Annotated in this window: 5 protein-coding genes; 2 read left to right on the top strand and 3 right to left on the bottom strand. The window is 63.8% G+C overall.

The features are described from left to right. Window positions 1–40 precede the first annotated feature (40 nt). On the bottom strand, window positions 41–1,066 hold the full coding sequence (locus tag OX460_RS16055) for an OmpA family protein (protein WP_289899244.1): 1,026 nt from the start codon (window positions 1,064–1,066) through the stop codon (window positions 41–43). 471 nt (window positions 1,067–1,537) lie between these two features. Here OX460_RS16055 and OX460_RS16050 point away from each other — a divergent pair, with 471 nt between their 5' ends. Together OX460_RS16050 and pbpC are read left to right on the top strand one after the other, a co-directional pair. Next, a complete protein-coding gene (locus OX460_RS16050; protein ID WP_289899243.1) occupies window positions 1,538–7,285 on the top strand; it encodes an MG2 domain-containing protein in 5,748 nt (1,915 codons plus the stop codon). After that, on the top strand, window positions 7,282–9,399 hold the full coding sequence (pbpC, locus tag OX460_RS16045) for a penicillin-binding protein 1C (protein ID WP_354669828.1): 2,118 nt from the start codon (window positions 7,282–7,284) through the stop codon (window positions 9,397–9,399). The genes OX460_RS16050 and pbpC overlap by 4 nt, the downstream gene beginning before the upstream one ends. On the opposite strand, the gene OX460_RS16040 is transcribed toward pbpC, so the two are convergent. Both OX460_RS16040 and OX460_RS16035 read right to left on the bottom strand, forming a co-directional pair. Beyond that, window positions 9,400–11,022: a DUF2875 family protein gene (locus OX460_RS16040; protein WP_289899242.1), complete on the bottom strand. Its 1,623-nt coding sequence runs from the start codon at window positions 11,020–11,022 to the stop codon at window positions 9,400–9,402. It lies immediately after the preceding gene. Between the two features lie 107 nt (window positions 11,023–11,129). Further along, window positions 11,130–13,448, bottom strand: coding sequence for a DUF3274 domain-containing protein (locus tag OX460_RS16035; RefSeq protein ID WP_289899241.1), 2,319 nt, complete (start codon window positions 13,446–13,448; stop codon window positions 11,130–11,132). Window positions 13,449–13,472 lie beyond the last annotated feature (24 nt).

Genomic DNA, 13,472 nt, shown 5'->3' with positions numbered 1-13,472 from the left:
GCCCCTTTTTCTATTCACGAGTGGCGTACCACTGTTGAGCTTACTGCACGCGGCGTTCGATGGTGATCTGTTCCACTTCAACGCGGCGGTTTGGTTCCAGGCACTTGATCAGGTCGGCACGCTTCTTGTTGTCGCAGGTGACGACAGGATTGGTGGAGCCCTTGCCTTCGGCCGTCAGGCGGTTGGCGGCGACACCGTGAGCGACCAGGTATTCCTTGACTGCATCAGCGCGCTGCTGCGACAGTTTCAGGTTGTACTTGGGCGAACCGATGCGGTCGGCATAACCGCTGATGACGACGTTGTTGACGTCCGGCGCTGCGTTCAGCACGCGGGCGATTTCGTCGAGCTTGGTCTGTGTCGGACCCAGCTTGGCGCTGTCGAACGCGAACAGTTCCGTTGCCGCCATCGTCACTTTTTCAAAGCGTGGCGGCGGTGGTGGCGGCGGTGGCGGCACGACCACGACGACTTCTTCACGCACTGGCGGCGGTGGCGGTGGTGGCGGCGGTGCAGGCGGTTTGTCGAACGCGTAGTTCAGGCCCACGGTGACATAGTAGTTGTTGGACTTGCTGCTCGGGTCGAACGTATTGCCGCGCAGGAAGCCGTGCACATTGCGCACGTCAGCCTGGAGGGACAACTGATCCGTGATGCTGGACTGGAAACCCAGGCCCACGCTGGCGTACGGCGAGCTCTTGCTGCGTTCGCCGAAGGCGAAGCTGGTGTCCTTGTCGCGCTGCATGCCGGCACCGACCAGCAGGAAGGGACGGAAGGCTTTGCGCGAGAACATGTACAGGCCGTCTACGCCCAGCGTATTTTGCTGGTAGCGCTGACCGCCATCCTTGGAACGGGCGTACGTGGTGCCCAGCTGGATATCCCAGTCCGGCGAAACGGGTTTACCGAAACGCAAGCCCGCGCCATAGCCGGTTTTATCCGTGGCGAAGTCGGAATCTGGCTTGAGTGCGTTGATGCTAGGTTGAATGTACCAGGAGGGATTGATTTCCTGGGCCTGTGCGCCGAGGGCGGAGCACAGTACTGCGGCGGCGACGGCGATTTTTTTTAGATTATTCACAAGTAACTCCCAACGTTGATAAGAGATTTTCTCTACTGCATCAATGCGACAACTGCCAGACATGCTATTGCTAGAGGTAGACAACAATTCCAGGTGCGCTTTCTTGCGATAAATGCACTGCTGTTGGACTAGAGAATACGGTTGCAGGTTCAAGTGGTCGGTGCGTTGGCGCACAAAGCATTGTTGTATATCAATGGTGTTGCAGATTCACGACAAAGACTTCGGTGTTGAAAAAAACTAATTCGCCTCGGGAAACTTTTGCAATCACGGCCACTTCCTGGCGCCGCGACCAGAGGCAATCGTACGACTTGTTACCAGCGTGCCACTGTATATTAGCAACAATGATGAGCTTGATAACTAATATTACATTGATGTTGTATTCCTGCCGCGTTCTGTTGCCTTGCCGGGCTTCTTTCAGGCAACTTTTACGCGCCGCAGCCAGCTCCGCCACTTTTCATCAAGGAGTCACCCGTGCCTGATCACCCCCGTGTTGTTTCTTCCCCGCTGTCTGGCAAACTGGGCCCGCTATGTCTGCTGGGCCTGCTGCTGTTGCCGGGTCTGGCCATGCCGGCCTGGGCCGATAGCGGCGTGTCCCTGTTTTCGCCCAGCGGCACGGTCAAGGCCGTGCGCCAGGTGCGGGCCCAGTTCGCCACGCCGATGGTGCCGTTCGGCGACATGGGCTTGCCCGCGCCGTTCGCCATCGATTGCGGCAAGGCCGAGCCTGCCGTCGTGGCGGGCGCGGGACGCTGGGCCGACGAGCGCAACTGGAACTACGATTTCGAGCGCGACTTGCCGGCCGGCGTGGCGTGCAGCTTCACCTTGAAAGCGGGGTTGAAGGACGTAGCGGGCCAGGCCTTGCAGGGCACTGGCGCTTACCGCTTTTCCACGGGCGGGCCGGCCATCGTCGAGGCCGTACCATATGACGGCCAGCCGTATATAGATGAAAACCAGATCTTCGTGCTGGGCCTGGACGCCGCGCCGAACGAGGCCAGCGTGGCCGCCAACGCGTATTGCCGCGCCGATGGCATCAATGAAAAGATTCCCGTGCGCTTGCTCAAAGGCAAGGAATTGGAGCAGGTATTGACCCTGCGCAAGAGTTTTCTCGACCGCTACCTGACCGTGTACTTCAAGAAGCGGGGCACGCTGTGGAAGGTGGGCATGCCCGTCGCCAGCAAGGGCGCGCCGCCGCTGCCCGTCACCGTGCTGCAATGCAAGCGCAGCTTCCCTGCCAACGCCAAGGTGTCGCTCGTGTGGGGCGAGGGCATTGCCAGCGCCAGCGGCATCGCCACGGACAAGGCGCAAACCCTGCAGTTCAAGACGCGGCCCGATTTCACGGCCAAGTTCAGCTGCGAGCGCAGCAATCCGAAGGAGCAATGCATTCCCTTCCTGCCCATGCGCGTGCAGTTTTCCGCGCCCGTGAGCGCGGCGCAGGTGCGCGCCATGACCCTGAAGGGCGGCGGCAAGACGTATGCGCCGACGATATCAAAAGACGAGGAAAAGGCGGAATTCCTGTACGGCGCCACCTTCAACGGCCCGTTTCCCGTGCAAGCCAGCTTCGTGCTGGCCCTGCCGCCGAAATTGACGGATGACGCGGGCCGCGCCTTGCTCAACCGCGCGCGCTTCCCCATGACGGTGCGCACGGGCGAACAGCCGCCGCTGCTCAAGTTCCCGGCCCCGTTCGGCATCATCGAAGCGAAGGGCGACGGCTTGCTGCCCGTGACGGTGCGCAATATCGAGCCCGTGCTGTCTGGCAAGGAAATCGCCCAGCCAGCCGCCGCCACGGGCGCCACCTTGCGCGTGCCCGACAATGACGACAAGTTCATCATCGAGTGGATGCAGCGCCTGGCCGGCAATGGCGGCGGGGGAGAGTACTGGCAGCCGTACGCTCAATATGCTGGCAACATGAGCAAATCCGTGCTGGCGAACGCGGCCGGTACGCGCCCCATCAGCTTGCCGCGCCCCGATGGCAAGAAAACCTTTGAAGTGATCGGCATCCCGCTGCAGAAGCCGGGCTTTTACGTGGTCGAGCTGGGCAGCCCCATCCTGGGCAAAGTGCTGCTGGGCAAACCGACGACGGCCTACATCCGCACGGCCGCGCTGGTGACGAACCTGGCGGCCCACTTCAAGCATGGCGCGCAATCGTCGCTCGTGTGGGTGACGTCGCTGGACAAGGGCGCGCCTGTTGCGAAAGCGCAAGTGGCCGTGCGCGACTGCGCCGGCAAGCTGCTGTGGCAAGGCGCCACGGGCGCGGACGGCGTGGCGCACATCCCCGGCGAGCTGGCCAATTCCAGCTGCAAGAACAATGGCCGCTACTTTATCAGTGCGCGCAGCGGCGGCGACATGACGTTCACCCTGTCGGACTGGGTGGGCGGCATCGAAGCGTGGCGCTTCAATTTGCCCACGGACGACACGCGCGCCGACAACACCCTGTTGGCCACGGTATTCGACCGCACCTTGCTGCGCGCCGGCGAAACCGTGCACATGAAGCATTTCATCCGCAAGCACACGGGCGAAGGCATGAGCCTGGTCGACAAGAACAACGGCCCCGGCAGCGCGACGTCCATCGTCATCACGCACCAGGGCAGCGACCAGAACTACCAATTGCCCCTGCGCTGGTCTGCCGGCGGCACGGCGGAAAGCGACTGGCTCATTCCCGCCGACGCCAAGCAGGGCGAGTACAGCGTGACGATGGCGGGCCGTCCTTCCGGCAGTTTCCGCGTAGAAGCGTTCCGCGTGCCGACCATGAAAGCCGTGCTGCAGGGACCGAAGGCCCCTGCCGTGCAGGCGAAGCAGCTGACCCTGGATGCGCAAATCACCTATCTGGCCGGCGGCGCCGCCACGAATGCGCCCGTCAAGCTGCGCACGGTGCTGCAAGACAAGAGCGTGACGTTTGCCGACTATCCCGATTACAGCTTCAGCAATGGCGACGTGAAGGAAGGCCTGGTGAAACAGGGCACGGGCTATGACGACGATGAGGGCGAATGGCAGGACGAAGGCCATGGCGCGGCCGGCGCGGGCGCGGCGGCTGCGCGCACGCAAAGCTTGACCCTGGACAAGGCGGGCGGCGCACGCATCGTCATCGACCAGCTGCCGCAGCTGTCCACGCCGCGCGACCTGGTGGCGGAAATGGCTTTCCAGGATGCGAATGGCGAGACAGCCTCGGTGGCTGCGCGGGTGCCGCTGTGGCCGTCCAACTATGTGATCGGCATCAAGCCCGACGCCTGGGCCCTGAGCAAGGATGCGTTCAAGTTCACGGTGGCCGTGCTGGGCACCAATGGCAAGCCCGTGGCGAATGCCCCCGTCGCCGTGGATTTCTTCCAGCGCAACAGCTATTCGCACCGCCGGCGCCTGATCGGCGGCTTCTATGCGTATGAAAACAGCAGCGAAGTCGTCAAGCTGGGCCCCGCGTGCTCGGGCAAGACGGACAGCAAAGGTTTGCTGATCTGCGACGTGAAGGCGCCCGCCAGCGGCAATCTGATCCTGCGCGCGCGCACGCAGGATGCGTCCGGCAACGCGGCCGTGGCCAACCGCGACACCTGGGTGGCCGGCAGCGGCGACTGGTGGTTCAACGCCAGCGACAATGACCGCATCGACGTCTTGCCTGAAAAGAAACGCTATGAGCCGGGCCAGGAAGCGAGCTTGCAGGTACGCATGCCGTTCCGTTCAGGCACGGCCCTGATCACGGTCGAGCGTGAAGGCATCCTCGACACCTATGTGCGCCAGCTCAATGGCCGGGAACCGGTGGTGAATATCCCGGTCAAACCGAACTACGCGCCGAATGTGTATGTGTCCGTGTTTGTCGTGCGCGGGCGCGTCGATGGCGTGCAGCCGACGGCCTTGGTCGACCTGGGCAAGCCGGCTTACAAGATGGGCATTGCGCCCCTGAACGTGGGGTGGCAGGCGCATGAGCTGAACGTCATGGTGGTGTCCGACAAGGAAGTGTACAAGACGCGCGACAAGGCGGAGGTGTCCGTGCGCGTGCGCCGCGCCGATGGCAAACCGCTGCCGGCCGGCGCCGAAGTGGCGCTGGCGGCCGTCGATACGGGTTTATTGGAATTGATGCCCAACGATAGCTGGAAATTGCTCGACACCATGATGGCGCAGCGCAGCCTGCAGGTGGAAACGGCGACGGCGCAGATGCAGGTGATCGGCAAGCGCCATTTCGGCCGCAAGGCCTTCCCGGCCGGCGGTGGCGGCGGCAAGGGCGCCAGCCGCGAACTGTTCGACACTCTGCTGTTCTGGAAGGGCACCGTCAAGCTCGACGCCAAGGGCGAGGCGACGGTGCAAGTGCCGCTCAACGATTCCTTGACGGCCTTCCGTATCGTTGCGATTGCCAGCGCGGGCAAGGAATTGTTTGGCACGGGCAGCACGGATATCCGCAGCTCGCAAGACTTGATCTTGCTGTCGGGTTTGCCGACCCTCGTGCGCGAGGGCGACCAGTTGCGCGCGGGCTTTACGGTACGCAACACCTCGGCCGCATCCTTGAGCGTGGACCTCAATGCCAGCGCGGCCGGCAAGGCCTTGCCGCGCCAGAGTTTGACGTTGGCGGCGGGCGAAGCGCGCGAAGTGGGCTGGGATTACCAGGTGCCGCTCGGTGCCCAACAGATTGTGTGGGAGATAGGCGCGAAGGCGGGCAACCATAGCGATAAACTCAAAATCACGCAAAAGGTGGGCCAGGCCACGCCCGTGCGCACGTATCAAGCCACCTTGCAGCAGATCGATAAGCCCATCAATATGTCCGTGCAAATGCCGGCCGGCGCCTTGCCGGGCCGGGGCGGCATCCAGACGAGCTTTGTCGCCAAGCTGGGCGGCGAGCTGCCCGGCGTGCGCGAGTACATGGCTGCGTATCCGTACACCTGCTTCGAGCAAAACACGTCGAAAGCCATCGCCCTGCAAGACCAGGAGGCGTGGAACAAGCTGGCCGCCAGCTTGCCCGCTTACCTGGACAGTGATGGCATGCTGAAATACTTCCCCATCATGGAGCAGGGCAGCGACAGCTTGACGGCCTACGTGCTGTCGGCCACGAAAGAGGCGGGCTACGTGATTCCGGAACAGACGAGAAACCGCATGGAAGCAGCCTTGACGGCCTTCGTGCAGGGCAAGATCGTGCGCCGTTCCGCGCTGGCCACGACCGACCTGGCCGTGCGCAAGTTGGCCGCGCTGGAAGCGCTGTCGCGCTCCGGCAAGGTGCCGCCCGATGCGCTGGAAAGCATCAGCATCAGCCCGAACCTGTGGCCGACGTCCGCCGTCATCGATTGGAGCCTGTTGCTGCAACGCACGCCAAGCCTGGCGCGCCGCGATGCATTGCTGGCCGAGGCGCAGCAGATCCTGCGTTCGCGCCTGAACTTCCAGGGCACGACCATGGGCTTTTCCACCGAGCGCAAGGATAATTGGTGGTGGCTGATGGTCTCCGGCGACGTCAACGCCAACCGGCTGTTGCTGGCCGTGATGGACAATCCCGCTTGGAAAGACGACATCGGCCGCCTCGTGCGCGGCAGCATGGGCCGCCAGAAGAAGGGCCGCTGGGATACCACGGTGGCCAACGCCTGGGGCACCCTGGCGATTGCCAAGTTCTCGGCCAAGTTCGAATCCACCCCCGTGACGGGCGCCAGCGCCGTCAAGCTGGGCGGCGATACGCAAGCGCTCGTGTGGAATGGCGCGGCGAAAGTGGGCCCCGTGCTGCAAGCGTGGCCGAAGGGCACGGACACCCTGGGCCTGGCGCACAGCGGCACGGGCAAGCCGTGGGCCACCGTGCAAAGCCTGGCCGCCATCCCGCTCAAGGCGCCCGTGTCCAGCGGCTACACGATCAAGAAAACCATTACGCCAGTGGAACAGAAGACAGCGGGCGCCTGGTCGCGCGGCGACGTCTACCGCGTGCGCCTGGATCTGTCCGCGCAGGCGGACATGAGCTGGGTGGTGGTCGACGACCCGATCCCCGCCAGCGCCACGGTGCTGGGCAATGGCCTGGGCCGCGATTCGCAGCTGCTGACGGCCGGCGAAAAATCCACGGGCTGGGTCTGGCCCACGTTCGAGGAGCGGGCCTTCGACGCCTTCCGCGCCTATTACGCCTTCGTGCCGAAGGGTAACTGGAGCGTGGAATACACGGTACGCCTGAACAATGCCGGAGATTTCAGCCTGCCCGCCACGCGCATCGAAGCCATGTATTCGCCGGAAATGTTTGGCGAGTCGCCGAACGCGAATGTGAAGGTGGGGCAGTGAAGAGTTTGATTTTTGTCACGGGCTGCCTGCTGGCCGGCCAGGTTCTCGCCGAGGTGGTCCTGACCCCGGCTCAGGTGCAGGCCGCCTACCGCAGTTCGGAAGCGCAATTGCTGGACCGCAGCGGCGCGCCCCTGCAATCCTTGCGCGTGGACATGAAGGTGCGGCGCTTGCCGTGGGTGCCGCTGGCCGACATCTCTCCTGCCGTGCAGCAAGCCGTGCTGCTGGCGGAAGACCAGCGCTTCATGCGCCACGGCGGCGTGGATGTGTCCGCGCTGGCCACGGCCGCCTGGGACAATCTGTTTTCCAAGAAACCCCGGGGCGCTTCCACCATCACCATGCAGCTGGCGGGCCAGCTGGACGCGGACTTGCAGGCATCCTCGGGCGGACGCAGCCTGCGCCAGAAGTGGGACCAGATGCGTGCGGCCCAGGCCATCGAGGATAGCTGGAGCAAGGCGCAGATTTTCGAGGCGTATTTGAACCTCGTGTCGTTCCGCGGCGAATTGCAGGGCATCGCGTCCGCCTCGTACAGCCTGTTCGGCAAGGCGCCGTCGGGCCTGAACCAGACGGATGGCATTATTTTGGCCAGCCTCGTGCGGGCGCCGAACGCGCCGCCGGCCACCGTCACGCGCCGCGCCTGCGCGCTGGCGAAGGAATGGCGCATGGACAGCAGCTGCCAGCTGATCGGCCAGCGCGTGCAGACGGCCTTGCAGCGCAACGCCCTGTATGCGGAGCTGGCGCCGGCGCCGCAAGTGGCGCAGCAACTGTTGAAACAGCCGGGCGCGCAAGTGGCCAGCACGCTCGACGGTCCCTTGCAGCGTTTCGCACAGGACAACCTGCGCCAGCAACTGGCATCTTTGCGCGAGCGCAATGTCAACGATGGCGCCATCATCGTGCTCGACAACCGCAGCGGAGACATTCTCGCCTATGTCGGCAATGCGGGCGGCAGCCACGTCGATGGCGTGGCGGCCCTGCGCCAGGCTGGTTCCACCTTGAAACCATTCTTGTATGAACTGGCCATCGAGCGCCGGCTGATGACGGCCGCGTCCGTCATGGACGACTCGCCGCTCGACGTCGCCACGGCGTCCGGCATGTATGCGCCGCAAAACTATGACCGCAATTTCAAGGGCTACGTCAGCGCCCGCACCAGCCTGGCCAGTTCGCTCAATATTCCCGCCGTGCGCACGGTGCTGCTGACGGGGCAGGATGGCTTCTACAACCGTCTGAAGGACGTGGGCCTGTCCAGCCTGACGGAACCGGCCGAATACTACGGCCCTTCGCTGGCGCTGGGCTCATCCGAAGTGACCTTGCTGGAACTGGCCAACGCCTACCGCGCGTTGGCAAATGGCGGGCTGTACAGCACGGCCAGCCTGCAACCGGGCCAGGCGGGCAAGGACAAACGCCGCGTCATGGAAGCGGGCGCCGCCTTCATCGTGGGCGACATCCTGGCCGACCGGGCCGCGCGCAGCATGACCTTTGGCTTGCGCAACGAACTGGGGACGAATTTCTGGAGCGCCGTCAAGACGGGCACGAGCAAGGATATGCGCGACAACTGGTGTATGGGCTACTCGGCGCGCTACACGGTGGGCGTGTGGGTGGGCAACTTCGACGGCAAGCCCATGTGGGACGTGTCGGGCGTGACGGGCGCCGCGCCCGTGTGGCGCGACGTGATGGATTACCTGCACAAGAACGTGCCCAGCCATGCGCCGAAAGCGCCGCCTGGCGTGCTGCAGCAGATGGTGGCGTACCAGCCCGCGCTGGAAGCGCCGCGCCGCGAATGGTTTATTGCCGGTACGGAAAGCCCCGTCATCGCCGTCGTGGGCGACACCGTGAAGCCGCCCGCCATCGTGTATCCGGCCGACGACAGCATCCTCGCCATCGACCCCGACATCCCGCCCGCCCTGCAGCGCGTGTTCTTCCAGGCCCAGGGCAGCCACGCCCTGCGCTGGGTGCTCGACGGCAAGGACCTGGGCGGCGCGGCGGAGAGCATCAGCTGGCGTCCCGTGCCGGGCAAGCACGCGCTGGCGCTCGTCGACGACGCCGGCAAGACGGTGGCGCAGGTGGCGTTCCAGGTGCGGGGGAATGCGCTGGCGCAGCTTGCCGCACAGGGTAAGTAATCAGTTCGATGGATAGTTCGCCGGGTCGATGGCTGGCGTGACGTAATGCCGCAATACATCGCCGCCGTGCGGGTGTTTTTGCGTGCGGCGTCTTTCGTCCGATGGCGGACTGACCAGCACGATGGTCGCTTCTTCCGGATTACGCAGATTCACCACGGCGCTGACGCCGCCGTCGCGGTAGCTGCCCATCACGCCGACGGCCATTTGCACGAACAGAGTGGCCGCGCCCGTGTTGCCCAGGCGCTGGTCCGTATCGATCCACTGCTGCGGCTTGCCGCTGTCGAGTTCCGTGCCGCCATCTTCCGCATGCTTGAGCAAGGTTTTGTGTAGCGCCATCAACTGTGCCTGATTGCCGCCCGTGGCGGCGACCAGGCGCGCCGGGGCGGCGGGGCGCTCGGCTTCCGGCAAGCTGTGCAGGGCCTCCTGCCAGCCCGCCTGCAAGGCCTGTTCGCGCTGGTCGCGGCGCGTGAGCGGCTTGCCGTGTTCATCCGTCATCCTGACGAACGTGGGCCTGTGGATGAAGCCGAAGGTCGGCAGGCGGTCCAGTTGCGCCAACTGTTCCTTGTTGAAGGGCACAGGAAACCAGGGCGTGGGCTGCCACTCTTTCGGCGGATGATAGGTCTTGTGCTGGAGCTTGTCGAGCATGCTGAAGCTGCCCGTGCCACGGATGTCGGGGCGCTGCGCGAATTGTGCGGCGACGGGCAGCCATTCGGCGATTGAGGGCTGGCGCTGGGTGAATGCGCTCGGGTCTTCTTTTTTGTCTGGATGGGGCACTGCCCGCTTCAATTCGTCATACGCCAGATACAGGCGCCGCGCCACGCCGTAGGTATTCAAGTCATCGACGCTGTCCTCGGGCGGCGCATCGTCATACGCAAACTTCCGCACGGCATCGATGCGCTCGCGCCGGGCCAGCACGAACAGGGCCGAGGCGTCGGGCATTTCGGGAATGTAGCGGCCGTCATGTGTGAGCGGCGGAGAGTTGTCCGGGCTGTACAGGTTGCGCGTTGGCATGCTGTCTTCGGAATTGAGCACGATGTAAGGCACGTCGGGATGGGTATCGAAAAAGGCGAACACGTCTTCCAGGATGCGGTCCGGATGTTCGCTCAGGCGGCGTGGACCACTGGCGAACAGATGCCAGTGCAGGCCGGATGACGCGGCGCCACCGGCCAGGCCTATGGCTGGCGAGTCGGGGCTGTCCAGCATGTGCGAATTAAAGATCGGTGGTTCAGCATTGAAAACAGGAACCCCAAAATACATGGGAGTATCCCTCGCGCCATTTTCCAGCGTGTCGCCGCCACGGCCGCCTGCCATTCCCGCTCGCTCCATGGCATTCCAGGCGTATTTTTCCTTGTCCTGTTCACGGATGCTGGCATAGGCATTTCCCTGCTGCAGGGCTTCCCACAACTTGCCCTGCCGGTATTTGTCCAGGGTGACGCCGAGACCGATCACTTCCAGCACATATTCCCGTTTTTCCTGTTCGGTAGGCGCCGCCAGTTGCACTTGCGGCGTTACGACGGCCACGGGCTTGGACGCATGCAGCCAGCGCGAGCCAAGCAATGTGGCCGCCACAATGGGCGGGATCAGCAACAGCCATTGCAGATGTTTCCATATATTGCTGCGCATTGCGGACTCCAATAAGAAAGGTGATGGACTGGTCAGCAAGGATCCAAGCAGTGCCAGCACGAGGAGGGCTGCACCGAGTGGATATCGCAAGCGTGGAAATGAGCTTTTCATTTTGGGATATCGTCGCTTGGCTTGTGGACGACTGGCGTGACGACCGATTCGGTACGCCTGCCGTTGACTGTTTCACACACAACAGTGGATGGTAGACCCGCCTGCAAGGCAGGTAGGAAGGCTGGCAACACTCCCGAGCTGTAATAGTCGGCGTTGCCTTTGATAATGAGCTGGCGCTGCGCCGGTTCTGCCTCCAGGTAGATTGCAAATTTTTTCTTGAAGTCATTCCATCGGGGGATGGATGGTCGCACTGGATTACGGATGTCGCCTTGTAATCGCCAGTCGGCAACGGCGCACAAATATTCATAAAATCTCGGATCACTGCTCGCCTTCCCGCTGCCGATGGCCACGTCATACGCCGTCACGTTGCGGTGGTTTTCCGCGTTGCCGATGATGGCGCCGTGGAAGGATTTGGGGCTGACCTCGTTCTGCCAGCGCTGGCGCGCCTCGTTCGGGGTTTCTTCGCGGTCCACGCGCAGCCTGTCGCCGCCGCCCGGCTGGCGCGAGACGCGGTCGAGCTTGCATTGGTCGCCCGCTTCCTTGCCCAGGTTCAGGGCCTTTTCCACTTGCTCACGCTCGCCCGCGCCGAACATGCCGGCGCCGTACTCGGGAATGCGATGCTTGAGCGGCCGCGGATCGGCGATGATTTCCTGCTTGCGGATGCGCAAACCTTTCTTGCTGGTCACCGCGATGGCCGCGTCGATCGGGTCGACTTCCTCGCACGGTCCTTGCTGGTCGCGCGGCAGCCTGGCCTGGTCGGAATCCTTCGGGAATTGCCCAGGGCGGATCTCGCCGCCGTCCAGCACGGCCGCCTTGGGCACGCGCAGCGCTTCGCCATTGATCGTACGCAAGCCTTCGCGCCGTTTCGCTGCCGTGGAAAAGACATTCCATTTGCTGGGCTTGACGGGCGGCCAGGGCGCTTCGTCATGGCTGGCGCGGTGACCCCGGTTGGCGCCCGCCACGTGGGCATGGTCATCCTCGCCTTCCACGCGCAGGGCGAAGTCGTGCGGCGGCTGGCCCACCAGCACCGGCCCGCGGTTCTTGCCGGCCGCATCGGGGCGTTGTTTGTTGGAAAAGACGCGCTGGTAAAACCCCTTGCCCAGTTCCGTCAGCGGCTGGCGGCGCTGGAATTCCTTTTCCCAGTAGGTGGGGCCATCACCCCAGATGCTTTTGGCCGTCTTGCCCTTGGTTTTGGACAGGCCATGACCATCGATGTGGTCGGGTATGCCTTGCCAGCCTATGCCCTGCATATTGTCCAGCGCCACAGTCATGTCTTCGGGACAGAAGTACAGGTAGACCTTGCCCCGGTTGTCGCGGTCCGCCTCCGCGCGCCATGCGGCGCCCGCCATGCCATGGCAGATAGTGTGATCCTTGATGTGCGCAAAGGCGGGCGTGGCGTGCTTTTTTGCCACCACGCCCTGCACGATCTGTACGAGGGTTTGCAGGCGTGCATGCAGGGTCTGGCGGTTGTCGATGGCGTCGTACTGGCTTTCCATCGCAGCATCGCGGCCGCCGCCGAAGATGCGGCTTGCCTCCGCCGCGCCGAAAAACATCGTCGTGTCTTCCACCAGGCTGTAGGGCGGATGCGTGAGGATCAGGGTGTCGGCGGGGCGCTTGCCCTCATCGAGCAGGAAGGCTTGCGCCAGCAGCGAGATCAGACAGCCCTGGCTGTGCGCGACGATGGATACCACGTCGTCGCTGTCGTAGTCGCGGATCATGGCGATCAGCGCGGCCAGGCGCTTGGCCGCCAGCACCATGTACATGCGGCCCGGCGCCGTCATCAGCGGACGCACGGGGTCGCCGCCAACATCGTAGGGTGAAAACAGCCCCTTGTTCCACATGTCGGGCAGGGTGTTGGTGGCATTGCCGAACGGACCGCCGTTCTTCGACATGTCCTTGTCCAGGCGGTTGCCGTAGCGGTCAGTGTTTTGGCCGTTGACCACTTTGCTGGCGTTGCCGCGTTCGCGAAAGCCCCAGTAAAACGGAATGACGGGGCTGTACGTCGCCTCATCAGGCTTGCGCTTGAAATACACATCGTCCGGGTCGGCGATGGTTTCACGCTTGTCGGCCTCTTGCGGCAGGCGGTAGGCGGCTGGGGTGAAAACGTGGCCGCCGCCGTACATGCGCGCATCGAGTCCCTGGCACAGCCCCTTTTCCACGGCACTGAAACTCGTGCCCACGTCGTTGACGCCATGGATGACGATGACGTTGCCGGGCAGTTCGGGGCGGATGCGCACGATGGCTTCCTGCGTGCGGTCGCAGTGCAGCAGGGCGGTGCTCTTGCCGCTGATATACGGAAGTTTGGGATACGCCATCGCCGCTCCAGGCTGACCAGACAG

It is taken from the genome of Janthinobacterium sp. SUN033 (assembly GCF_030397595.1).
Classification (GTDB): Bacteria; Pseudomonadota; Gammaproteobacteria; order Burkholderiales; family Burkholderiaceae_D; genus Janthinobacterium; species Janthinobacterium kumbetense.
The sequence above is the reverse complement of the archived record's forward strand: the minus strand, read 5'-3'. Positions and strand labels throughout refer to the sequence as shown.

Bases quoted from the DNA above. Each gene is read 5' to 3' on its own strand.
- OX460_RS16040 (WP_289899242.1), bottom strand. From the start codon at position 11,022: ATGCGCAGCAATATATGGAAACATCTGCAATGGCTGTTGCTGATCCCG.
- OX460_RS16035 (WP_289899241.1), bottom strand. From the start codon at position 13,448: ATGGCGTATCCCAAACTTCCGTATATCAGCGGCAAGAGCACCGCCCTG.